This window comes from Herbiconiux sp. FW305-C-125 (assembly GCF_058783455.1).
This window is the reverse complement of the sequence record NZ_JBYSYO010000004.1, coordinates 1-23405: the sequence shown is the minus strand read 5'-3', so window position 1 is coordinate 23405 and position 23405 is coordinate 1. Positions and strand designations below refer to the sequence as shown.

Below are 23405 nucleotides of genomic sequence, written 5' to 3'. Positions count from 1 at the left end.
CAGACAGCGACGCGGCACGGTAGGTGAGTGGATGACCGGCTACTGGTAACTGATGAAGTCGGGGCGGGGAAGAACCTCCGTCATGGTCTGGGCAGGTGTGAGCATGGGGGAGTCTTCGTCGATGAAGTTCTTCCACCCCCTGGCCACCCCTTCCGGCGGGGCGGCCAGCAGGGCGTGCCAGGTGGCTTGTTTCTCAGGCTGGGCGCCTTGCCCATCAACGTGGGCGAGGAACTCGAGCTGCGGATAGCTGGTGTCGATCCGTTCACGGTCGGTGAGCATCGATTCCCGGAACTCGTGCAGAACGAACATCTTGGGCGGGAGCCCCTTCGTGTCGACCAGTCTTGCCAACCAGCTGGACACGGCGTTGATCTCGTCTGCGGATACGGTGCCGATCTGTTCCAGGGGGACTTGGTCGGGGCCGAGGCGCCATTCGGGGTCGAGGGCGAGCCCGACGTTGGGACGCTCGAGGAGCGCCTGGTACGCCTGTGCTTGGCTGAGGAACGTGGACCGGCCTGGCTGGAGATCGATCACGACGTAGGCGCCGGCAGCGGACGCGGCGTCGACGTATTCGAGGATTCGGCCGGGGTCGAGTTCGTTGGAGTAGTTCCCATCCGAGCCGGCGTCGCCGGCGGCGACGGTGGCGATGATCTCCAGTGTCGGCACGACGGGTACGTCCGAGAGGGGGGCGTATTCGCTGGCGAGCTGGCTGGCGCGAGTGATTGTGCCGGTGATGTCCTGTTCGCCGAGAACCCCCAGGACGGGAACGTCGGGCACGCCGTAGAGGGCGACGAAACGGTGACTGGTGAATAGGCGCTGACCGCCACCGGTGAGCTGATATCCGGTCATTGCGGCCCTCAGCGACCAGTCAGGGGCCGGCTGGGCAGCGTAGGAATCCCCGATGAGCACGGTACTGGCGGGTTGCAGGCGGGTGAGAGCACTTATCACGTCCGGGGCGGCGAGGATGTCGCCTGGGGTTGCCTGCTCAATGAGGGCGGCGCCTGCCGCCTGGGCGATGGCGGCCGCTTCCGGAGCAGAGCCATCGGTTACCGCCGCGACGGGTTCGCCCAGGCGCGCCGGTTCCGGATGCGGTTCCAAGGCGGAGTCGACCGCGTCCGGGTCGCTGAGCGAGGTCACGTCGGTGCGGGCTGCGCCACCGGAGTCGAACGCAGCGACCTCGCCGAACACCACGACACGGGACGCGTCGAGCCGATCGAATTCCTCCGCGAGGGCAGTCGGTGCAGCCGTGGATGGCGGCATGGGGCCGGTGTGCGGGGTGGGCGATGCCGGGCTGGTGATCGGGAACAGGGGCACGCCGAGCTCGACTGCCGTGGCCTCGGCCAGCTGTACTGCGGCACCGTCTGCTTCGTCGACGACGAGCACCAGCGGGGACTGGTCGAAGAACAGTTGGCTGGCCTCGATCGCGGCAGCCTGACGCTGCCCCTGACTGATCAGAGCTGCGCCCGCCTGTGGGGTGCGCAGCTCGACCCGGCCTGGGGCGTCCGAGTCGGCCGTGGCTGTGGTGCATCCCGCCAATACTGCCGCTGCGGCTGCAAGAATCGCTGTGGTGGCGATTCGGGAGTGAAAGCTGTGGCGTCTTCCGTGGGCGATCACCGAGGCGTCACGTGGCGGTTGCGGCGAGGAGGCGTTCGCCGGTTGTCTCATCGAAGATGTGGAGATGATCCGGCTTGGGGGTGAGGTAGACCGTGTCGCCCTTGTGTGGGTGGGTGCGCCCGTCGACGCGGACGACGAAGTCCGTGCGGGTGCCGGCTAGTTCGGTGTGGCCGTAGAGGTATCCGTCGGCGCCGAGTTCCTCGATGAGATCGACTTGGGCGGCGAATCCCGCGGCAGGGTCGGTGCTGATTTCGATGTCTTCGGGGCGGACACCGATCGTGACACCAGACCCGGCCTGGGCGAGGACACCGCGCTCGACCGGAACGGTTGCGGTGCTGAACGCGACTCCGCCGTCGACCACATCGGCTGCGAACAGGTTCATGGCGGGGGAGCCGATGAACCCGGCGACGAACACTTTGTTCGGCTTCTCGTAGAGGTCGCGCGGCGAGCCGACCTGCTGGAGCAGGCCGTCCTTCAGCACGGCGATGCGGTCGCCCATGGTGAGCGCCTCGGTCTGGTCGTGGGTGACGTAGACCGTGGTGACGCCGAGGCGGCGCTGCAGCGACGCGATCTGGGTGCGGGTCTGCACGCGGAGCTTGGCGTCGAGGTTCGACAGCGGCTCGTCCATGAGGAACACCTGGGGCTGACGCACGATGGCGCGGCCCATGGCGACGCGCTGACGCTGACCACCCGAGAGGGCCTTGGGCTTGCGCGAGAGGTAGGGCTCGAGGTCGAGCAGCTTCGCGGCTTCGAGCACGCGGGCGGCCCGCTCATCCTTGTTGACGCCGGCGATCTTGAGCGCGAAGCCCATGTTCTCGGCCACGGTCATGTGGGGGTAGAGGGCGTAGTTCTGGAAGACCATCGCGATGTCGCGGTCTTTCGGGGGGATGTCGGTGACGTCGCGGTCGCCGATGAGGATGCGGCCCTCGTTGACCTCTTCGAGGCCGGCGAGCATGCGCAGCGAGGTCGACTTTCCGCAGCCGGAGGGGCCGACGAGCACGAGGAACTCGCCGTCGGCGACCTCGAGGTCGAGCTTGTCGACCGATGCTCGCGTGGCTCCCGGGTAGATGCGGGATGCCTTGTCGAACGTAACAGATGCCATGATTCAGTTGCTCCTTCACCGGCAGGTACGTGCCGGACGATCCGTAGTGGGCTGAGGCGGTCGGTCAGCTCTTGGCACGCAGGGAGAAGCGCACGCTGCCTTCTTCGATGAGCGCGTCGAGCTCCTTGTCGGAAAGCTTCGGAGCTGCGGTCGCGTCAAGGAACACCCGCGATCCGTCCCGCTCGACGACCTCGTCACCCTCGACGGGCTCGGGCGCGATCTCGACCGCGAAGCCGGCGGGGTCATTCTCTTTTGCGCCGATGCGAAGGCCCGCGTGGTCGGCGCCGTCGACTCGACCTGCGAGGCCTTTGATGACGGTGGCGGCGTTTTCCGTGAGAGTGAGCATTGTTTGTCCTTCCGATCTGTAGCGGTGGCTGGGAACCAGCACCAAACCATGATTGCATGAGTACAACAGTTGCAACTAGGCATTAATTGATTGAGAGGGAATTCCCATGAGCGACGAGGGATTGTTGGTGGAATCGCAGCGCCGCATCCAGGAATCGATGCAGACATTGATCGGCGACCTCCTCAGCCGGGCGGCTTCCGAGGAATCCTGGGAGGCCGATCTGGCGCAGATCCGGTACGAATCGGAAGAGTCATGGGAACGGTGCAACGCATTTCTCTTCGCCTACACCGCCGCCCGCTTCGGATCGCAGCGCCCGGTTGTGGAAACCGACCGAGGGGCGGCGCTCGACACGTTTCTGCGGGATTTCGTCGGTGCCGTTCGCGACGAACGATTCGCTGACGCCCTGGCCACCTGGTTGCAGGCACCGGGGGTGAACCCGCGCGCGGCCGCCATGGCGAAACAGACTGCGATGCTCACGGCCGTCATCGATCACCTCCGCGCCGCACCCGTTGCTGTCGCATCGGGAGCTGTTCTCCCGGCCCCGTATCCAGGGGAAGTGTGGATCGAGTACACGCCAGAAGTCGCCGCCCTCGGTACCTCTGAGCCACCCAAGCTCTGAGCGGCCTGGTTGTATCTCGAACGCACAACAAAGCGGCTTCCGCCCGGGCTGGCGGCTGTGATCCGTGCAAGACTGCACGGATCGCAGATCGCGCTGATCGACTCAACCCGAATCGAGGCGACCCGACATGACAACCCCGCATGGTGACGCAGCGGACGCGACTCTGCTCGCGTCCCGAGCCCTCCTGGGCGTGATCGCCCGCTCCGCTACGGAAGCGTTGGCACGGGTCACCCTTCCCGAGCTGCGCATCCTCGTCCTGCTCACCAGCAACGGCCCACTCCCCCCTGGCGACATCACCGCACGTTTGCACGGGACGCCAGGGGTCACCGCTGACTCGCTCGAATCCCTCAGCCGTCAGGGTCTCGTCGAAGACGCAGGCCAGTCCAGCATCCGCGTCCAGATCACATCGTATGGACGGGAGATCGTCGACGAGGTCACTGCACGGCGCCGGACAGAACTCGCAGCCATCCTCGCCAAACTGACACCGAACCAGCGACTCGAACTCAAGAACGCCCTCCGTGTGTTCGCCGAGGCTGCCGAAGAAGCACCTGCAGAAGAACTCCTCATCCTCGGCCTCTAGGCCGGGGTGCGTCAGACTCCGAGAACGAGAAGGTCCTTGCTCTGTGGTTCTCCGGACGCCTCCGCGAACAAGGCCAAGGCCGCTGACACGGCGCGTTGCTCGGCAGGAGCGAGCCGGCCGAGGATCTCCGCGATATCGTGGCGGCGCCGCGCGGTGACCTGATCCACGAGAGCCCGCCCCTTCTCGGTGATTTGGATGAGGACCTCGCGGCGGCTATCGGCGCTGGTTGCTCGGTCGACCCAGCCGTGAGCGACCATCCGGTCGATCGTGCGAGAGAACGTCGACGGATTGGCGCTCATTCGCTCCGCCAGCGCACCGATCCGCAGCGTCCCGACGGTCGCCAGAACCACCAGCACCCGGAATTGCGGCAAGGTCACATCGTGAAGGGCGTCGGCGACCGATCGGGCGACGACGGCAAGTAGTGCGCGAGAAGACGTCAACGTCGCCTCTACCGCATCCACGTCGGCCAACTGCTCACCCATCACGTCACCTTCCTCTCGACGCATTAACGCCCATCCGCAACATTTGCTATCGTACAAGTATCTGCCGCTGACACAACCATCACCGGCAGCGGCACAGGCATGGCAGCGCCGCCCCCGAGCGCCGTGGCAGACCCGAAGGCGACCCGATGACACCGTCACCGCTCCTGATGGATGATATCTCCCTCATTCAAGACGTCTTCGTCACCAAGACCCTGATGCTTCTCGCCCGCGACGCCAGCCCCGCCGAATGGCAATTCGAGCGTCACGTGGCCCAGAATGCGTCGGGAGCTCGGTGGGCGGAGATGAACGCCTTCCTCTTCGATTTCACTCTCGGGCGAGCGCTGTGTGCTGACCATGACGACGCCTTGACGGTAGCCATACTCGCCCACCTGATGACTCCGATCGCCGCGGAACGCGGGCACCGCATCCTCCGAGATCTTCCTGCCGGATACCGGTCGTGACCTCGCCCGGGACGCCTCAGGGGCGAGACGACACCATTCTGCTCATTATCTGCATCGCTGTGATCGTCGGTTCGGCTGTGGTTGCCGCGTTCGCGATCATCGGCCGCTCGGCCGGTTGACCCGAACGCCGGATCAGCCGACGGTGTCGACCGTGCTGTCGGCGCCGTCGAGGGTTGCAACTGATGTCGCCGCGGGTGTTGGCAGGGACGCCGGCGCCGGTAGAGCCTGGGCCACTATCCCATACGCCATGCCACTGACCAGTGCGGCCGCCAGGGTGAGAGCAGCCATGACGCTGACGATGCGCACGCCGTCGGCCCGGGCGGTGCGGGCATCCTGGGCACTCGGGGCGATGCGATCAATCTCGGAAAGGGTGGGCATAGTTCCACGCTAAGCACCTCGCCTGCGTTCCGGCGGGACTGTTAGCGAACCGTGACAATACTTGCAGTTATGCAAATAAGGCGCACCAGGGCATCGTGTGCCCGGAGCTGAGGGCTCCTGGCTGTGATGCACGTGGTGCCGGGTGATGGCAATCTCTCCGCGACGGTTGCGGCGCCTGCGGAACGTCCGGCATTCGGAATTCTCGACTGAGCGTCGGGTCGAACCCGCTCAGATCGGCATGCAGGCTTTCAAGCGCGCCAGTGAGGCAGTGAGCTCGGCCACTGCTACCGGATCGGAGTTGCTTGTTCGCAACTGGCCGTCCAGGGCTTCCAGTTGCCGGACGAGAACTTCGTCCACGATCGGATTGCTGCACGTGGTGTGGATGTCGGAGACGACTTGCAGAAACCGTGCCACGACCGCCGGGTCGTCGGCGCCGTGGTGCCGGACGGGTGAGAGCACCTCGTTGATCGTGTTGGACGGAGTGGCCGGGATCGGGACGAGGCGGAGGTGACCGCCAGGTCCGGTGAGCCCGGCGGGAAGAACGGGCATGCTCAGGACTCGTGTGAGGAGAGCGCTGAGGTGCCCGAGAGCGTTCATGGCGGTGGTGGGGTCGTTGACTCCGGGGGAGAGCGCGCGCACGCTGATGTCCACGATCTGCTGCAGGCCGTAGCCGATGTCCTGAGCCGCCGTCCGCTCATAACCCGTCGTGTATGCGCTCCTGATCGCGTTCTCGATCACCGCGTGATCGGGATCAGTGGTGCCGGTCGTCCACCAGGAGGCTAGCGGGGTTCCGACGACGACGTTCTCCCCGATGCGTCGTCGCTCCTGGATGACGATCGAGTAGCGATCAGCGGCGGCGATCAGGGCGGCATGATCGTGCCCGGTGATGAAGCCGTTCGAGGTGACTGTGACCGTGTTGGGCTCGTCCGGGATCGTGAACACGCCTGGGTAACCTGTGCAGGCGGCATTGCTCTCGCCGACCCGGTCGATCACCCGGTCGGTGTCGGCATGGATGTCTTTCAGCATGGTCTCGACGCGGAGCTGGGCGGCGAGGTGTGCGAGGAAGAAGACCAACATGACGACGCTGACCAGGGTCAGGACGAAACCGGTTGTCACGGAGATCCGAGGAACGAACTCCGGAACGTTCTCGGTTTCGGCGCGAACAGAGCGCAGGACCGTCAGAGAGTATGCGAATGTTCCGAGGAACAGGGCCAGGGTGGCATGCACCTGCCGGTCTCGGGCGAACAGACGAAGCACGCGAGGAGACGCTTGGCTGCTGGCCAGTTGCAACGCCACCACAGTCAAGGAGAACGTCAGCGACGTCGCCGTGATCAGTGACCCCGCGATCGAGGACAGTACCGACCGTGCCGTCTCTGCGCCACCACTGAAGATCATCGAGTCGACGTCGGTGGGAAGGGCGCTGTCGACCAGCAGGTCAAGGCGGGGCAGCACGATCCCCACTGCGACCGCGACAATCACCGCCGAGACAGGGAGCGGCCAGAGCCGTGATTGCACTGACTCGGAGAACGTCGCCCACCAGGTGAGGTTCCGCACTCGAGACGGACGCTCCGGTTGCGACACGATCCGCCCTACCTCCTTTGTTGTCGACCGATCTCACCATCACCTCGGAGTCGTGACTCCAGACGAGGGCGACCGGACGGTGTTGACGTTACCCCTTCACGACAGAATCGCCCCCGCTAATCAGGCTTACCGCAGCACCCGTCGCTGGTCTACCGGGCAGGTTCAGCCGATGACGGGGCGTTCCTCCGGGTAGCGGAACAGCAGGTTCCGGCGTCGGATCGCCAAGGCGGAGGCGAGGCCGATAGGACCGACCCGGCCGGCGAACATCAGTGCGGTAAGCACATACAGGCCGAACGGGTGGAGTTCTTCGCTGAGGCCCACGCTGAGTCCGCAGGTCGCGAACGCGGAGATCACTTCGAACAGAATGCGGTCAAGCGGTGCGTCGGAGACCAGCATGATCAGACCGGTTGCGACCAGTACGAGGGTGGCGCCGAGGAAGGTGACGCTGATCGCCACGCGAAGGATTCCCTGGGGGATGGTGCGGCCGAAGAGCATCACGTCTTTGTCACCTTTGGCTTCGGCGACGATTGCGAGGAACAGCACCGCGATGGTGGTGACTTTGATGCCGCCGGCCGTCGAGGCGGACCCGCCGCCGACGAACATCAGCGCATCCGTCACCAGCAAGGTCGCCGGATTGGATGCGCCGTAGTCGGTGAGGGAGAACCCGCCCGAACGCATCATTGTCGATGCGAACAACGAGTGGAAGATCTTGTCCGCGACGGTCATGTCACCGATGGTGGCCGTGTTCGCCCACTCGAAGGCACCCCAGGCGATCGCACCGAGGAAGAGGAACATGGTGGTGGTGGTGAGGGTGAGTTTGGTGTGCAATGACCAGCGCCGCCAGTGGTTGCGGGACACCATGAGCACCATGAAGACGGGGAACCCGAAGCTGCCGACGAACACGCCGACCATGACGGGGATGAGAATCCAAAGGTCACCATCGAAGGCTGCGAGCCCGCCCGGGTTGGGCGAGAAGCCGGCGTTGTTGAACGAGGAGATCGCATAGAACAGGCCGTGCCAAAGGCCTTGAGAGACGGACTGCTCCACGATGATGAATCGGGGGATCAGAATCACGGCGAGTGCGCCCTCGAGCACGAGAGTGGTCAACACCACGATGCGGAGCAACGATTGGACCTCGCCGAGTTTGTTCGCGCCGATGCCCTGCTGCGCGAAGATACGTACCTGCACCCCGAAACTGCGAGTCACGGCCCGGGACAGCAGCAGAGCAATGGTGACGATGCCGAGGCCACCGATCTGGATTCCGGCCAGGATCACGACCTGACCGAAGAACGACCAGTGCTCGGCCGTGTCCACCGACACGAGCCCGGTGACGGTCACGGCGGAGAACGCGGTGAACATCGCGTCGTGCAGTATCGTCGCTCGCCCGGACGCCGACGCAAAGGGCAACGTCAGTAGCCCGGTGAAGAGAAGGGCGACGAGGAGGAAGATCGCCAAGGCCAATAGAGCGGGGGAGATCTTCGCCAGTCGGCTCGTGGCCATCGCCAGCCGGAGTGGGCTTGTCCGTCGAGGTGCTCGGGTGATCTTCATGAACGTCACAGCAGCCTCGATCCGAGAAAGCGGGCAGGGTGCACATCGGCGACCGCGGTCATGGAAGACGTCGCGGCTGGGTTGTGAGCTTCAGCTCGAACCGGTCGCGCATAGGCTGCCCTCTCCTCGGGAGGAACGACCGTCGCCCGATCGTCCGCCGACCAGACTTCCCGGCACACCATTCATCAGGCTAAGCGCAACCTCACCCGAAACGCGAGAGGCCATCTACCGATGGGTCACTCTCTGCCACAGATTCGCTAGCGCTCGCCTGGCTCGAGGGATCACGGTGTCGGTTCGAGCAGGGAGCTGCTTTCCGCGCCGCCGGTTCACGATCTTCTCGCCGTCTCCGATCACCCCGATTAGGGACACGATCGCCAATGCTGCCGGGAATACGGCTAGGACGGCGAAGAACTCAAAGCACCCGCAGCGTCGATTGCGCCATCGTCGATGAACTCGTGGACGGTGCGGCGGGTGATGTCCTTCCAGGTTCGCGGCTCCGGAAGGACTGCGCGTTCGTGTTCGGTACGTGCTCGATTCGTAACCTTCTGGGGTACTTCACCATCGAGAGCGCACTCTGGCGCCGCTCTCCTCGCGGATCCTCCACTTCGTGCTGCCCGCTGTCGCGACTCTGGACAGGTCATCGCCGGCTACGCGATCGGCTTGGCGGGCATCCTCGTCGGCACGGCGCTAGCCGTGCGGTGGCTGGCGCGAAGGACCGCGGCCTCCAGGAGCTAGATCAAGAAGCCACGTCTTCGGAGTGCAAACAGCATGACCACAGCGCTCGTGTGCCTCGATCACGTCAGAGGCGACGTCTTGCCGTCGAACTCGAACCGCGACGAAGAACGGCGAGGATCACCGCTCCACTCAACAGGAGCACTGCCGCAGCGGGCAGGACCAACGGGAGGTCCTGCCCGGTGGCGGCGAGCACCGCGCTGGGGGTGGGACTGGGGCTGGGGCTGCCGCCACAGTCGTCGGTCGGCGGTGTGCCTTGGATCTCACCCCAAGCCCTGCCACTGACGGCCTGCCCCTCGATCGTCCCGGAGTACGAGAACAGGCCCTCGTAGACCGGCCGGCCGAGGGCGTCGATCTCCTGGAAGGGGTGATCGACAGCGCTGAAGACGACGTCGACGGCAGGTCTGCCATCGACCGCCGCGAGCGTGACGTGATCGGCGAGTGTGTAGACGTAGCAGCTCTGCGGAGAAGTCCACTCGCTGCCGGGGACCGCCTCGATCTCGATGGCAGCCTGTGGCCAGTTCTCGGTCGGGGCGAGGGTGCCGTTCGTGTTCTGCGTCGAGCCCGCGCCGGCCAGCATCGCGTAGTAGAGGTCTCCGACGTCGGTCTGACTCGTCTTCGCGAGGAGCAGGCCCTGCCCCGTGTCCGGCAGCATCATCGAGAACTCGGTCCACTGGTACCCGTTGCGGACGATGTAGTCGGCGGTCTCGTTGTAGGTCTCGGTGAGGTTGTCGAACCAGAGCGTGCCGGACGTGCCGCCGCCTACGTACGACTCGCCACGAGTGACTGACCATTGCTCGACGTTCAGAACAGGCATCGAATAGTACTGCGACCCCTGACCGGTCATCGGGTCGTTCGTGGCCGCCAGGTACGCGCCGATGTCGCCGCCGAAGTCGTTCATGATCGCGCCGCGCTGATCGTTCGTCGCGATGCCGTCAACCGGGGTGCCGTCGAACATCCAGAGCGGGAAGAAGCCGTTGGGCCCGTAGCCCCACTGGACGATGCCCGTGGGGTCCTTCACTACTGCAGTGAATGTCGTCGGCTCGGTCGTGCTTTGGCCGGCGTAGCCCGTCGCGAGAACGGCGGTGAGCTCGTAGGTGGTGCCGACCGCGCCAGGAGCGCCGGCGATGGCAGTCATCGAGATCGTCTCCGGCTCGGTCCCCGTCGTTCCGGCGACGTCGATGCTCCAGGGCTGGTAGCCGATCGATACGTCAGCAGTCGCTGTCGTCGGTGGGAGGTCGGGCAGCGCGAGGCCGTCGACGCCGCCGATCACCGGGCCCGCGTTCTCGCCGAGTCGGTTGAAGATGACCCCGGCCTCCTCGACCGTGATCGGCACGGGGAGGTTCGGGTCGACCCAGGACAGCGGATTGCCCTGCGACATCATCGCGATCGAGTTCTCGCTGCCGTCGCTCCCGACGAGCTCGCCGAAGAACTCGAACGACTGCGAGTCGTATTGGGGCAGACCGGTGGACAGATAGGCCCGAAAGCCCGTGCAGTCCACGCCCTGCGCGAGCGGGGTCGTCGAATACTCGGCGATGTCACCGAAGTCGGCCGCCGGGATGGCCGGGTCGACGTCGCTCGAGACGCACGCGGTGGGGACTGCGGAGGAGCCGGCCGCTTCGCTTCGCTGAGTGGCTCCCTCAGCGTCCGGCATCGCGGTCGTGCTCGGTGCGGGTGTCGCCGTCGTGGTGGCGCTGGACGCACCGGATACGTCGTGCGCCGTGCCGTCAAAGGCGGGGCCGCCGAGAACGGTGAGGACCGATGTGCCGAGGAGGAGGGTGGACAAAGCGGTACGCAAGGGCATGCGAGCATGTTATCGAGCGTCGACTCATCGGCTTCCCCCGCCCGATCAGCTGAAGGGCTGGATGGCTTCTTCACCGGAATTGACTCTCTGGTCTCGAAGAGACCAGGAAGTTGCAGAGCGGCACCACGTCGATGCCGGTGCCCGACCAGGAACACGCAGCCATCTTGGGGGTTTTTGCTGTAGTGCGGAGCCTCTCCGGAGTGGTACTTTGTGCCGTGTCCGCTGGAGGCGCGATGACTGATTACCTCCCCTCGCCCGGCATCCCACGGTCGGAGTTCGATCGCTCGATCGAGTCGCTCATCGCTCGCGCCAACGACGTCCGGGACGCACAGGGGCGACTCCGCGCCCTGTTGAGGGCGACGCGGGCGGTGGTCGAGGAGATCGAGCTCGGCGTGGTACTGAAGCGGATCGTGCAGGCGGCCGCCACGCTCGCCGACGCCGAGTACTGCGCCCTCGGCGTCATCGCGGCCGACGGGCATTCGCTCGAGGCGTTCATCCATGAGGGGATGGACGAGGAACACGTCGCCGCGATGGGACGCCTCCCGCAAGGCCGTGGCCTGTTGGGAGCGGTCATCGCCGACCCGGAGCCCATCCGTCTGGCGCACCTGGCTGACGACCCGCGCTCCGTCGGATTGCCGCCGGGCCACCCGCCCATGGAAGGGTTCCTCGGAGTGCCCATCCGCGTCCGTGGCAGCGTCTTCGGCAACCTCTACCTCACCAATCCGCGTTCCGGGGAGTTCTCCGACGAGGACGAGCAGCTCGTCGAGGCGCTCGCCGCCACCGCCGCGTTCGCCATCGATCACGCCAGGACGCTGATCGAAGCACGCACCCGCGAACGGTGGATGACGTCCTCCGCAGAGATCGCGGCCGCACTGCTCGACTCCGACCGGAGCAGGGCGTACTCCGTTCTCGCCGACGAGCTGATCAGCCGATCGGGGTCTCAGCGCATCAGCATCGTGGTCCCGGGCGAGCATCCCGGCACGGTGCTGGTCGTCGCCGCGCGGGGACTCGGTGCCGACGTCCTGGACGGCCAGGAGTTCCCGATCGCGCAGACCGTCGCCGGCGAGGTGCTCGACTCGGGCGTCTCGACGATGCGGCCGCTGACCGCAGCAGCGGAGGGCGAGCCGCGCGACCCCTTCGCCGTCACGGAGGACGGCGTCACCGGCGCCACCGCGTACATCGCTCTGACCGCCGGGAGCACCGTCTGGGGTGTGCTGGTGGCGGCGAGGGTGCCCGACCAGCCGGGCTTCAGCCGCACCGACTTGGAGGTCGGCGTGGACCTCGGCGAGCGGATCAGTGTGGCCTTGGAACTCGCGCGGGCCCGCGAGGACCAGCAGCGCATGCTGCTCCTGGAGGACCGCGGACGCATCGCCCGGGATCTCCACGACCACGTCATCCAGGACCTCTTCGGCACCGGCCTCGAGTTGCAGGGTGCGACGGCGAGCGCGAACGATCGCGACCGCGAGACGATCGCCGCCGCGGTCCAGCGCCTCGACGCGGTCATCGCCCAGATCAGAAAGATCGTATTCGCGCTGAGTCCGCCCGACGGCGATCGCACGGCGGCGACGCGGCATCGCATTCTCGACATCGCCGCCGACGCCTCGAAGGCGCTGCCCAACCCGGTGGACGTCGGCTTCTCCGGTGCGGTGGACCTCTTCGTCAGCGGCGAACTCGCCGATGATGTCGCCGCCGTGGTGCGGGAGCTGCTGAGCAACGTGGTGCGGCACTCCGGGGCCACCGAGGCCGGCATCGCCGTGACGGTCGGCACCGAGGACATCAGGGTGGTGGTCACCGACGACGGAATCGGCATCCCGGCCACCGCGCATCTGAGCGGCTTGACGAACCTCCGGACGCGGGCGACGACGCTCGGCGGGGGTCTCGACCTGACATCCTCAGCCGACGGCACGCGCATCACGTGGTGGGTGCCGATCCCCGATCGCGAGGAGGAATCGTGATCTCCGTCGCCGTGGTCGACGACCACCCCATCGTCCGCCGCGGTGTCGCCGATCTCCTGGAGCAGGCCGAGGGCATCGCCGTGGTGGCCGAGGCGGCCTCCGCGGCGCAAGGCCTGGCGCGGGTGCTGGCGACGGGTCCGGACGTCGCGATCCTCGACATGAGGCTGCCGGACGGCAACGGGATCGACCTCTGCCGGGAGCTCCGTTCCCGCCTGCCCGAGCTCAAGTGCCTCATCCTGACGGCGTACGACGACGACGACGCGGTGATGGCGGCCATCGTCGCCGGAGCCTCCGGCTATCTGCTGAAGGATGTGCAGGGCCCGAGTCTGGTCGAGGCGGTACGCGCGGTCGCGGCGGGGCGCTCGCTCATCCACCCGGCCGCTGCGCGCCAGGTGTCGGGGCGGGTGCTCGCCGAGTCGCGCGACGACCCACGGTTCGGCTCCCTCAACCTCCGCGAGCGGCAGATCCTCAAGCTGATCACGGAGGGCCTGACGAACCGCCAGATCGGCGAACGCCTCGACCTGAAAGAGAAGTCGGTCAAGAACTACGCCTCCAACATGCTCCGCAAGCTCGGACTCGAGCGGCGCACCCAGGCCGCCGTCTACGGTCTGCAGCACCGCGACGATCTCTGACCGGGATGGACCTAAGTCACTCGATCCGGGAGCCCGCTCGGGCAGTATCCCGCTATGACCACTGCAGAGATCCTGAACGCTCCCGACCGCGAGCTCCAGCAAGCCGTCATCGACGAGCTCGACTGGACGCCGGGGCTGCACCGCGCCGCCATCGGTGTCGCTGTCAGCCGCGGGATCGTCACCCTGTCAGGCGAGGTGGCGTCACTGCCCGAGAAGATCGCCGCCGAGAAGGCGGCGCTGCGGGTCGAGGGAGTGCGCACTGTCGCGAACGAGATCACGGTGCGTGGCACGGTCGAGGCCGCGGCAAGCGATGAGGAGATCGCGCGGCACATCAACGCCGTGCTGTCGTGGACCACGACCCTGCCCCACGGAGCCGTCACCGCCACCGTGCACGACGGAACGGTGGTCCTCACCGGGACGGTCGACTGGCAGTACCAGCGCGATGCTGCGCGCAAGGCGGTGCAAGGCGTGCAGTTCGTGCGCCTGGTCGACAACCGCATCGAGCTCGCCCGCCGCATCTCAGCGCACGATGCGGGGGTGCGCATCCGCAACGCCCTCCGCCGCGACGCCCTCGTCGACGCCGACAGCATCACGGTCAGCGTCAGCGACACCACCGTCCGCCTCACCGGCCGGGTGCGATCGTCGGAAGAGCGGCGGGAGGCGGAACGGGCCGCCTGGAACTCGCCCCATGTCGCCGACGTCGACAACCAGATCGTCGTCGAGCCGCGGTGACGACCGTGGGTACATCACACCGATCGGCACTGCTCCCCGTCGGGGGAGTGGACTTCTGGTATCCCGGCCCCGAGGGGACCGTCGAGGCCCGTCTGCACACCGTACCGGACGCCCGCGGCACCATCCTCATCGCCTACCCGACAGCGTTCTCCCGGTTCAGCCGGCACGACGCCGACCTCATCGGCGCCGCGCACGACGCCGGTTACAGCACGCTCTCGCTGGACACGATCACCCCCGAGGAGACCGTGCTCGACGGGATGCAGTGCCGGAAGCGGGTCGCCGACCGGATTCTTGCGGCACTGCACGAGTCTGCCTCCCGCAATGAACGGCCTTTCGTCTTCGCCATCGGTGAGGCGGCGGCTGCTGCCGTCAGCGTCCACACGGCGGGTGCCATGAGCGCGCTGGCCACCTGCGCTCTGCCCGGAGAGGTGGATGTGCCCCTGCCGCTGGAGCCCACCGTCGCGTCGGCGATGTTGGAGTGCACGCCGGAGCTCGACGGCCCGCTCACCTGGACCGACGTTGCCGTCGCGCTGCACCGGGCGATCGTCTGGTTCGACGCGAACCGCGGCGTGGACAGACGGATGCGCACATGAACGTCGTGCATAACCGTCTTCGGGTGACCATCGTCTACGAGTCCATGTTCGGCGCGACCCGGCGGATCGCGGAGGAGATCGCCGCGACCGCGTCGCTCCGCACCGATGTTTCGATCGCGGTGGCTGAACGGATCGACCCCGGCACCGTCCTCGACCCGGATCTGTTGATGATCGGCGCGCCGACGCATGCCTTCGGGCTGAGCTCCGGCACCACCCGCCGCGAAGCCCAACGGGTCGCCGCCAACGCGGATCTGGGGCTGTCCTTCGAACCGAACTCGCTCGACCAGGGCGTCCGGGAGCTGCTGCCCTCGCTGAAGTCCTCCGGGCGGGGCGGGTACGCGGCGGCGTTCGACACCCGGATCGGCACGGTCCCGCGGTTGTTCAGTGGTTCCGCCGGCCGCCACATCGACCGCGAGCTGCACGCGCTCGGCTACCGGGCGCTCGTGCCGCCGCACAGCTTCCTGGTGGACCGGACCCACCATCTCCTCGACGGTCAGCTCGAGGAGGCCGCGACCTGGGCCGATGAGGTGATCGACCGGCTGATCGAGGCATCCGCCCGGGGATGACGCAGCGCATCAACTGGGGTCGTCCAGGGTCACGGAGTCCCCACGCTCGGGAACCCGCACCCGCCATCGCAGTTCACGCTTGATCCTGGCACGCAAGGCATCCGACGCAGCCGGTTCGCCGTGCGTGACGTAGGTCATCGTCGGCGCCACGGATGCTCGCCTCAGCCAGTTCACCAGTTCGTCGGTGTCAGCATGGGCCGACATCGTCGAGAGGTCGACGATCTCGGCGCGGATCGGTACGTCCTGGCCGAAGATCCGCAGGCTGGCCGCGCCGGCGCGGAGCGCTGCGCCCCGCGTTCCGGTGGCCTGGAACCCTGTGAGCACGATCGCATTGCGCGGGTCGGCGCCATACGCCACGAGGTGGTGGAGAATGCGGCCACCGGTCAGCATCCCGCTCGCGGAGATGATCACCATCGGGCCGCCGCGGAGGTTCAGCAGCTTGGACTCGTCGACAGAGTTCACGGCGTGTGCGAGACCGTACATCCGCTCGACTTCGCTGCGGTCGAGCCGGTGCTGGTCCGGGTACCGCTCGTAGATGCGTGCGGCGCCGATCGCCATGGGGCTGTTCAGGAAGACCGGCACATCCGGGATCTCGCCCCGATCGCGCAGGCGTGAGAGGTGCAGCAGGATCGTCTCCGTCCGGCCGACCGCGAACGCCGGCAGCAGCACGACACCGCCCGCGCCGGTGACCCGACGGATCACGGCGCCGAGCACCGCTTCCGGGTCCTCCGTCCCGTGACGGCGGTCCCCATAGGTCGATTCGACGACGAGCAGGTCGCTGGCGTCGAGGTCGCGGGGTGGGTGCATCAGCGGGTCGGCGGGGCGGCCCAGGTCGCCCGTGAAATGCGCAGTCCGGTGCCCGGCGGTCAGGCGGATCTGCGCTGCTCCCAGAATGTGACCGGCGGGTACGAAACTCGCCTGGACGCTGTCGGCCAGCCGCACGGCTTCGTCGAACGGGACGTCCCGAAACCGTGCGAGACAGGCGGTCGCGTCCGCGGCCGTGTAGATCGGCGTGGGGCGGGCGTGGCTCGAGTAGCCGTGCCTGGCCGCGTGCTCGGCTTCCTCCTCGAGCAGGTGGCCGCTGTCGGGAAGCAGGATCTCGCACAGATCGGCGGTGCCGGGGGTGGCGTACACCGGCCCGTTGAAGCCGTCCCGCACGAGCGCGGGCAGGTAGCCGGAGTGGTCGAGATGGGCGTGCGTCAGCAGAACCGCGTCGATCGACGCCGGGGGAACAGGAAACGCCGCGCGATTGCGATCGCGAATCGTCTTCACTCCCTGGAACAGGCCGCAGTCGATGAGGATGCGGCGCCCCTCCGCCTCGATCAGGTACCGCGACCCGGTGACGGTGTCCGTGGCACCCCAGAAGGTCAATCGCGTGGTCATCACAGCTCTCCTTACCCGGCATCAACCGGACATCGTGACGACGAGCGATCCGGCAGCGCGCCCGGACCGCAGGTCGGCCAGTGCCTCCGGGAGACTCTCGAACGCGTACCTGGTCACCGTGGGCAGAAGCGTCAGTGCCTGGGCGAGGCGGAGGAATTCGATCCCGTCGGCGCGCGTGTTGGCGGTCACACTGCGCAGGTCGCGTTCGTGGAAGAGGTGGTCGTCGTACACCAGGGCCGGGATGTCGCTCAGGTGGATTCCGGCGATGACCACGGTGCCGCCCGGCGCGGTCGCCCGCAAGGCCAGGGGCACGAGCTCCCCGGCCGGGGCGAAGACGATGGCGGAATCGAGCGGATGCGGCGGCACCGAGTCCTCCGCGCCGACGAATTCGAGTGGCATCGACATCGCGAGCTGCCGGTTCGCCGTCCCGCGGGTCATGGCCGAGACGGTCGCCCCGGCGGCGATCGCGAGCGCCGCGGTGATGTGGGCGCTCGAACCGAACCCGTACAGACCGAGCCGGCCGCCCGGGGGCAGGTTCGCGCGCCGCAGCGCCCGGTAGCCGATGATGCCTGCGCACAGCAGCGGTGCTACCTCCTCGGGGACGGTGGTCACCGGGAGGGGGTAGGCGAACGCCTCCCGCACGAGGGCGTGACGGGCGAATCCGCCGTCGGTGTCGTAGCCGGTGAACCGCGCCCGCTCGCAGAGGTTCTCCCGCCCGGTCAAGCACCAGGTGCACGATCCACAGGTCTCCCGAAGCCAGGCGATGCCGATGAGGTCGCCGGGTGCCAGGCGTCGCACGCCCTCACCGACGGAGAGCACCCGTCCGACGATCTGGTGTCCCGGCACCACGTCGGCGCGGTGGGGTGGCAATTCCCCGTCGACGACGTGCAGGTCGGTGCGGCAGACACCGCAGGCGAGGCATTCGACGATGACCTCGTCACCCACCGGTGCCGGCAGGCTGCGTGGCTCGAGGGTGACGAGCCCATCGCCTCGTGCCACCCAGGCTTCGCCGGTCGTGCCTGCCGTGGTCATGACCGGACGACGAGCACGGGGGCGGGCAGTTCACGCACCACGATGTGGCTCACCGAGCCGAGGATGAAGAGGCCCATGGTGCGGCTGCCATGATTGCCGACGACCACCTCTGAGGCGTCGCGCGCGGCGTCGACCAGCGCGAGAGCCGCCGGTGCGTGCACCAGAGAGGCCCGCATCTCGAGCCCCGGCGTGCTGCCCGCGCGTCGCACGGCGGTGTCCAGCACACCGTGGTGCACGGCCTCCAGGGAGTCCTCCAGCCCCAGCTCGGGCGCGTCGACGTCCTGCCACGCCGGTGGTTCCAGCCACGCATGGACGATGTGGAGCTCCTGCCCGAGCCCGCTCGCCTCCGCGATCGCCACCTCCACCACCTGGTCGCCTTCCGGGGTGCCGTCGTAGCCCACGACCACGCCGGTTCGGGCGCGACCCGCGTCGGACCGCGGCACGATCGCGACCGAACCGGGGAGGTGAGAGGCGGCGATCCGTGCTCCGACCGACCAGCCGAACGGGCCCTCCCGCTCGGCGCCGGCCCGGCCGCCGAGCACCAGTAGAGTACCCGCCGGGGCAGCCGCGAGGAGCTGATCGACGAGTGCGCCGCGCCGCACCTCCGTCGAAACGGTACCGAAGGGGTGGGTGCGCCGGATCTCCTCCGCTGCGGCCATCAGCCGGACGCGTGCTTGGGACTCGTCCGAGGTGGCGCTCAGGTAGTCGCTTCCGGTCTCCCGGCCGGGCACGACGTGCACCAGCGACACCGGCACCGATTCGGCGCGGCTCATCGCCCAGGCGACGGCGGCATCAGCGGATGCGCTCTCGGCCCAGCCGACGACGATCCGGTCGTACACGGTCAACTCGTGTGTGCCGTCGTCGCCGCGCCCGATGAGATCGCGATCTTCTTCGGGGTCGGCAGGTCGCGGAACGGCACCACCACCTTGAGCACGCCCTTCTCGAACGAGGCGGTCACCCGGTCGGGGTCGGCCTGTTCCGGCAGATCGAGGCGCCGGTAGAAGCTGGTGCTGCTCTCCCGCACGATGTACTTCTTCTTGGCGTCCTCCTCCGTGACGTGCTTCTCGGCCTGGATGACGAGGGCGCCCTGGTCGATGTCGACCGAGATGTCGTCGTCGGCGAAGTTCGGCAGGTGAGCCTCCACGGTGAGTTGCTTGTCGTCCTCGGTGTAGACGTCGGTGGTGGGCAGCATGGCGGTGCGCGTGGGCGCATAGAGGCCGTCGCCGAAGAACTGCCTTTGCAGAGCGGTGAGCTCGGCGAACGGGTCGAAACGAATAAGGTTGCGGGCCACGATGGGTTCCTTTCTCTCGGTTTGTCGATGGACTCAGAATCCGCTCGGTGCGGTCTCGTACTCCGGTTCGACGGGTGGTCGCTCATGGTGCAGGGGCACGAGCGCGGAGGTGCTCCTGAACCACACGAGTGCGTCATAGCGCCGGCCCAGCACGGTGGGAACGTAGTTGCCGAGCTCCGCCTCGGGTCGATAGACGACGCCGATCGCCCGGTGTCCGCGGGGTGCGTTCAGCCAGGGTCCGCGCCTGTCGCCGGGGAACAGCAGCAGGGCGTCGCCGATCAACGCCTCGCCCAGGAGGTCTTCGTGGCTTCCGGATCGCGCCGGGGGCACGACCCGGGTCGTCTCGGGCACGCCCCACGCATCGGCCGCCAGCACCCTGCCGTCGCCGCAGGCTTGGCCGATCAGGAAGACGTCGTCGCCGTGCCGCTGCCGAAGGAGCTGCCCGACGTTCACCAGACCCGCCCCGGCCATGTCGGTCGCTCGCGCGTCGCCGAGGTGGGTGTTGTGCTCCCACAGCACGCCATGCGCGGATTCGCCGTGGTGCTGACGGATGCGGTCGATGGTGTCGGTCATGTGGATGTCGCGGATGTTCCAGGAGTCCCGGTCACCTCGCATCATCGACCGGTAGTACTCCTCGGCGCCGGCGACGATGTGGGCGTTCTGCACGGCGTCGAAGACGCTGTCCTCGGCGATGTCGGTTGCGCTGAGGACGACGGCGGCGAGCAGCGCCACGACCTCGTCTTCGCAGGATTCGGGCACCAGGCGGGTGGACCAGGCGTAGGCCTGCGGGTCCTGGTGGAAGGGCAGGAAGCACTGCCAGGCGCGTTCAGCCTCCTCGAGGGCCTCGGGGGCGTTCGTGGTGAGCCAGCGCATGACGACGTCGAGGGAATCCCACAGCGAGTACACGTCCAGGCCGTAGAACGACACCTTCTCGGCGAGCGGGCGCACGCGGTTGAGGTCACGCAGCCAGTCGAGGAAGTCGGCGACGTCGTCGTTCGCCCAGAGCCAGGTCGGCCACCGCTCGAAGGTTCCCAGGACAGCCCGGGCATCGCGTTCGGGTCGGTCGAGGTCGTGCAGCCAGAGGTTGATGCGGGCGCAGTCGGGCCAGTCTCCTTCCACCCCGATCCACCGCACCTCGTGCTGCTCGATCAGTGCCCGGGTGAAGTCGGCGCGCCATCGGTAGAACTCGTGCGTGCCATGGGATGCCTCGCCGATCCCCACCACGGGGCTCTGCGCGGCTCGCCGCAGCAGAGCGCCGTCCGTCACCGGCCGGCTCAGGGACCGGATCTGCGCGATGGCGTCGCGTCGTTCGCGTGCCGCGATGTCGATCATGGTCGGTCACCGGCTGATCGGGTGCCGCTGTGGGGAGCGTTCCGCGGCGGCCCGCAGGATCTCGGCCACCTCGGCATCGGGGGTCTGTCCGAAGCAGTCGTAGAACTGCCCGACCGCGCGGAAGGAGCGGGGCACGAGCGAGCAGACGATCTCATCCGCTTCGACGATCGATCGGAGCGCATCCGCAGAACCGACCGGCGCGGCGAGCACCACCCGTGTCGCACCGAGCTCCCGCGCGGCGCGGCAGGCGACACGGGCGGTCGACCCCGTCGCGATGCCGTCGTCGACGACGATGACGGTTCGCCCGGCGAGCGGCAGCCGAGCGCGACCGGCTCGGAAAACGGCCTCGCGTGCCTCCAAGGTGCGCCACTCGGCGGCTTCGACATCGCTGAGTTGCTCGGCGGTGACGGCGCACCGGGCGATCAGCGCGTCGTCGAGATAACGGATGCCACCCTCGGCGATCGCGCCCATCGCCACTTCGGGCATGAACGGGAGCCCGAGCTTGCGCACCAGGATGACGTCGAGTGGTGCGTCGAGGGCGACCGCGACCTCGGCGGCGACGGGCACCCCGCCGCGGGGGAGTCCCAGCACCACGGGCCGGTCGTCGGCGTACTGTGCCAGCAGCCGGCCGAGCTGTCGTCCCGCGTCCTGGCGGTCGATGAACGCTTTCATGATTGCCTCCCAGTGGCGTCGTTCGCGGCTGTGGCCGAGGTCTGCGCAGGCGGTACGGCCTCATCGGGCGGTAGGTAGTACGTGATGAGCGTCTGCCACTCGGCGGGGTCCTTGCCGCTGTCGGGCCCGATGAGGTACTGCTCGCTCATCAGCGAGGGTGTGCCGAGCCCGCGCTCGTGCATCCAGTCACGCATCTCGGCGTAGGTCTCGCCGACCCGGTCGTATCCTCCGTGGTGCAGCGCTGTCACGGCGCGGCCTTCCGGCAGCGTCGCGGCGATGATCTTCGGCCCCGGCGCCGACGGGGGCTCGGGTACCGCCAGCGGGAACCCCGCCAGCACGTCCACCGCCTGCCCGGTCACGCCGAAGTACACGGCGATCGGTGGGCCGGCGATCGCCAGCCCCGACTGGTGCAGAGCATCCGTGGCCTGCGCGAAGGCCGACGAGAAGAAGGAACGGAGTTCGTCGAGCGGCATCGTGCTGCGGACTCCGACCACGGTGATCGGGGGAACATTCTCTTCGTGGGTGGCGGTCATCGGGTGCTCCTCATCACCGGTCACCCCGCTACCGGTTCCAGCGACGCGAGTTCGGCGTCATTCTCGGAGACGCCGTCACGGACTCGGTCGCTGACCACCACCACCGGTGTGTCGAGGTTCAGCAGCAGCTCGTGGCTGACCGAGCCGAGCACGAACCGGTTCCAGGCATTCCGGCTCCGGCATCCCACCACGACCAGCGAGGGAAGAGGTGAAGCGTCCAGCAACGACCTCACGATGTGGCCGCGGACCTCCTCGGCGGTCACCGCGAGATCCGGGAACGACCTGTGCACGATCGCCGCTGCGTCGGTGACGAGTTCCTCGTGCTGCCGGGCGACCGTCTGGAAATAGTCCTCGTCGATGTATTCGTTGTCGAAGACGAGAGGCTCCTGCCAGATCGGTGGCTCGAGCCAGGCGTTGATCAGTCGCAGGGATTCGCGGCGCCGGTTCGCTTCGGCCGCCGCGAACAAGGCGGCCCTGATCGAGGTCTCCGAGCCGTCGATGCCGGCGACCACACCCGAACGGATGCCCGTGACCTGCTTGGGGATGACCGCGACCGGTCCCAGAGCGGTCGCGGCGAGCCTGGTGCCGATCGCCCAGGCGAAGCGGAAATGCGCACCGGTCCGGGCCTCGGTGCCGACGACGAGAAGGGTGGAGGGATCGGTGAAGCGCCGAAGCGACGTCAGTGGGTCGCCGATCACGATCTGGCTCGAGACGCGGCCGTTCGGCAGCTGCTCCTGCACGGCCGCCACGTCGTCGGCGGTCGGCGAGCCGGCCGTGTCGTAGTGACCCGGTCCGAACGCTTTTCCCGGCACGTAGGTGTTGTCGTCGATCACATGCGCCAACACGAACTCGTGGCCGTGTTCCAGGTGCCGGGCTCGCGCGAGAGCCCACGTCACGGCCGCGCGGCTCTCGTCGGTGGCGTCCCAGGCGACCACTGTCCGTTGATTCATCGTCCACTCCGTTCATCCGGCCGTTCGCGTTCCGACAGAGCCACCTTCCCCCTTCGGCCGGGTCGGCGGATGGTCGAAGGTCCATCGGAGAGATGGGACCAAAGACCACTCCGTGGCGCTCGTGCGGTGCTCGGATACCGGGAAACGGAGGAAGGGTGGTCAGGCGATGGGGAAGAACGGTCGGGCGGATGTGGTCGTTCGGAACGGCCCCTGGGGTTTCGTGTTCCTGGTCGCCTATGTCGGCGCAGCGATCTACTTCGTGTCGCGGTCGGACGGGTCGTTCTGGGGGGTCATCCTCGGACTGCTCCAGGCCATCGTCTGGCCCGCATACGTCATCTACCACTCGTTGGTGGCCCTCGGCGTGTGACCGCGTCGCCGGAGGACTTTAGTCCTTCGGGGACGGCCGCACTAGGTGTACTGCCCAGGCAGGTTAGTTAGCCGGCTGATGGGTGGTTTTGCTCCGATGGCGGTGTGGGGCCTGTGGTGATTG

25 protein-coding genes are annotated in these 23405 nt (G+C 67.5%); 9 read left to right on the top strand and 16 right to left on the bottom strand.

What is annotated here, in order from left to right; all coding sequences use genetic code 11:
• Positions 1-39 precede the first annotated feature (39 nt).
• The 3 genes from AC3WLB_RS12045 to AC3WLB_RS12035 form a co-directional block, all read right to left on the bottom strand.
• On the bottom strand, positions 40-1662 hold the full coding sequence (locus AC3WLB_RS12045; protein ID WP_492506256.1) for a hypothetical protein: 1623 nt from the start codon (positions 1660-1662) through the stop codon (positions 40-42).
• Positions 1619-2713 (bottom strand): ABC transporter ATP-binding protein, encoded by a 1095-nt coding sequence (locus AC3WLB_RS12040; protein WP_492506254.1) that lies wholly within the window; start codon positions 2711-2713, stop codon positions 1619-1621. Before AC3WLB_RS12040 ends, AC3WLB_RS12045 begins: the two co-directional genes overlap by 44 nt.
• 64 nt (positions 2714-2777) lie before the next feature.
• Positions 2778-3101: a HesB/IscA family protein gene (locus AC3WLB_RS12035; protein ID WP_492506252.1), complete on the bottom strand. Its 324-nt coding sequence runs from the start codon at positions 3099-3101 to the stop codon at positions 2778-2780.
• A gap of 64 nt (positions 3102-3165) precedes the next feature.
• Between AC3WLB_RS12035 and AC3WLB_RS12030 the strand changes: the two genes are divergently transcribed.
• Positions 3166-3678: a hypothetical protein gene (locus tag AC3WLB_RS12030; protein WP_492506250.1), complete on the top strand. Its 513-nt coding sequence runs from the start codon at positions 3166-3168 to the stop codon at positions 3676-3678.
• 127 nt (positions 3679-3805) lie between these two features.
• On the top strand, positions 3806-4258 hold the full coding sequence (locus tag AC3WLB_RS12025; protein WP_492506248.1) for a MarR family winged helix-turn-helix transcriptional regulator: 453 nt from the start codon (positions 3806-3808) through the stop codon (positions 4256-4258).
• Positions 4259-4269: 11 nt separating this feature from the next.
• Here AC3WLB_RS12025 and AC3WLB_RS12020 read toward each other — a convergent pair whose 3' ends face one another.
• On the bottom strand, positions 4270-4740 hold the full coding sequence (locus tag AC3WLB_RS12020; RefSeq protein WP_492506246.1) for a MarR family winged helix-turn-helix transcriptional regulator: 471 nt from the start codon (positions 4738-4740) through the stop codon (positions 4270-4272).
• Between the two features lie 146 nt (positions 4741-4886).
• Here AC3WLB_RS12020 and AC3WLB_RS12015 point away from each other — a divergent pair, with 146 nt between their 5' ends.
• A complete protein-coding gene (locus AC3WLB_RS12015; protein WP_492506244.1) occupies positions 4887-5201 on the top strand; it encodes a hypothetical protein in 315 nt (104 codons plus the stop codon).
• A 132-nt stretch (positions 5202-5333) separates the two neighbouring features.
• Here the strand turns inward: AC3WLB_RS12015 and AC3WLB_RS12010 are convergent, their stop codons facing one another.
• The 4 genes from AC3WLB_RS12010 to AC3WLB_RS11995 form a co-directional block, all read right to left on the bottom strand.
• Entirely contained in the window at positions 5334-5579 is a 246-nt protein-coding gene (locus AC3WLB_RS12010) for a hypothetical protein (protein WP_492506242.1), read from the bottom strand.
• A gap of 228 nt (positions 5580-5807) precedes the next feature.
• Positions 5808-7133, bottom strand: coding sequence for a DUF2254 domain-containing protein (locus AC3WLB_RS12005; protein ID WP_492506240.1), 1326 nt, complete (start codon positions 7131-7133; stop codon positions 5808-5810).
• Positions 7134-7322: 189 nt separating this feature from the next.
• Positions 7323-8708 carry a TrkH family potassium uptake protein gene (locus AC3WLB_RS12000; RefSeq protein ID WP_492506238.1) on the bottom strand — a complete coding sequence of 462 codons (1386 nt, stop codon included), beginning with the start codon at positions 8706-8708 and terminating at the stop codon, positions 7323-7325.
• A gap of 799 nt (positions 8709-9507) precedes the next feature.
• Entirely contained in the window at positions 9508-11244 is a 1737-nt protein-coding gene (locus tag AC3WLB_RS11995; protein ID WP_492506236.1) for a hypothetical protein, read from the bottom strand.
• 233 nt (positions 11245-11477) lie between these two features.
• On the opposite strand from AC3WLB_RS11995, the gene AC3WLB_RS11990 reads away from it, so the two are divergent.
• Genes AC3WLB_RS11990 through AC3WLB_RS11970 form a run of 5 tightly spaced genes read left to right on the top strand, consistent with a single transcriptional unit; the run spans position 11478 to position 15722 of the window.
• Entirely contained in the window at positions 11478-13199 is a 1722-nt protein-coding gene (locus AC3WLB_RS11990; protein WP_492506234.1) for a sensor histidine kinase, read from the top strand.
• Complete coding sequence (locus AC3WLB_RS11985; RefSeq protein WP_492506232.1) at positions 13196-13831, top strand: response regulator; 636 nt, start codon at positions 13196-13198, stop codon at positions 13829-13831. The genes AC3WLB_RS11990 and AC3WLB_RS11985 overlap by 4 nt, the downstream gene beginning before the upstream one ends.
• Before the next feature lie 54 nt (positions 13832-13885).
• A complete protein-coding gene (locus tag AC3WLB_RS11980) occupies positions 13886-14563 on the top strand; it encodes a BON domain-containing protein (RefSeq protein ID WP_492506230.1) in 678 nt (225 codons plus the stop codon).
• Positions 14564-14568: 5 nt separating this feature from the next.
• The gene (locus tag AC3WLB_RS11975; RefSeq protein WP_148287500.1) at positions 14569-15156 is read left to right on the top strand and encodes a hypothetical protein; all 588 of its coding nucleotides are present in this window, start codon (positions 14569-14571) and stop codon (positions 15154-15156) included.
• Positions 15153-15722 carry a flavodoxin family protein gene (locus AC3WLB_RS11970; protein ID WP_492506228.1) on the top strand — a complete coding sequence of 190 codons (570 nt, stop codon included), beginning with the start codon at positions 15153-15155 and terminating at the stop codon, positions 15720-15722. The genes AC3WLB_RS11975 and AC3WLB_RS11970 overlap by 4 nt, the downstream gene beginning before the upstream one ends.
• Positions 15723-15731: 9 nt before the next feature.
• Here AC3WLB_RS11970 and AC3WLB_RS11965 read toward each other — a convergent pair whose 3' ends face one another.
• Genes AC3WLB_RS11965 through AC3WLB_RS11930 form a run of 8 tightly spaced genes read right to left on the bottom strand, consistent with a single transcriptional unit; the run spans position 15732 to position 22915 of the window.
• Positions 15732-17105 carry an MBL fold metallo-hydrolase RNA specificity domain-containing protein gene (locus AC3WLB_RS11965; protein WP_492506226.1) on the bottom strand — a complete coding sequence of 458 codons (1374 nt, stop codon included), beginning with the start codon at positions 17103-17105 and terminating at the stop codon, positions 15732-15734.
• A gap of 21 nt (positions 17106-17126) precedes the next feature.
• Complete coding sequence (locus AC3WLB_RS11960) at positions 17127-18137, bottom strand: zinc-binding alcohol dehydrogenase family protein (RefSeq protein ID WP_492506224.1); 1011 nt, start codon at positions 18135-18137, stop codon at positions 17127-17129.
• Positions 18134-18976 (bottom strand): universal stress protein, encoded by an 843-nt coding sequence (locus AC3WLB_RS11955; RefSeq protein ID WP_492506222.1) that lies wholly within the window; start codon positions 18974-18976, stop codon positions 18134-18136. The genes AC3WLB_RS11960 and AC3WLB_RS11955 overlap by 4 nt, the downstream gene beginning before the upstream one ends.
• A gap of 2 nt (positions 18977-18978) precedes the next feature.
• Positions 18979-19428: an Hsp20/alpha crystallin family protein gene (locus AC3WLB_RS11950; protein ID WP_492506220.1), complete on the bottom strand. Its 450-nt coding sequence runs from the start codon at positions 19426-19428 to the stop codon at positions 18979-18981.
• Between the two features lie 33 nt (positions 19429-19461).
• Positions 19462-20760 (bottom strand): erythromycin esterase family protein, encoded by a 1299-nt coding sequence (locus AC3WLB_RS11945; protein ID WP_492506218.1) that lies wholly within the window; start codon positions 20758-20760, stop codon positions 19462-19464.
• Between the two features lie 6 nt (positions 20761-20766).
• A complete protein-coding gene (locus AC3WLB_RS11940; protein WP_492506216.1) occupies positions 20767-21432 on the bottom strand; it encodes a phosphoribosyltransferase in 666 nt (221 codons plus the stop codon).
• A complete protein-coding gene (locus AC3WLB_RS11935; RefSeq protein ID WP_492506214.1) occupies positions 21429-21965 on the bottom strand; it encodes a GyrI-like domain-containing protein in 537 nt (178 codons plus the stop codon). The genes AC3WLB_RS11940 and AC3WLB_RS11935 overlap by 4 nt, the downstream gene beginning before the upstream one ends.
• 20 nt (positions 21966-21985) lie before the next feature.
• Positions 21986-22915, bottom strand: a complete 930-nt coding sequence (locus AC3WLB_RS11930) for a universal stress protein (RefSeq protein WP_492506212.1) — start codon at positions 22913-22915, stop codon at positions 21986-21988.
• 166 nt (positions 22916-23081) lie between these two features.
• Between AC3WLB_RS11930 and AC3WLB_RS11925 the strand changes: the two genes are divergently transcribed.
• Positions 23082-23282 carry a hypothetical protein gene (locus AC3WLB_RS11925; protein WP_492506210.1) on the top strand — a complete coding sequence of 67 codons (201 nt, stop codon included), beginning with the start codon at positions 23082-23084 and terminating at the stop codon, positions 23280-23282.
• Positions 23283-23405: the final 123 nt, after the last annotated feature.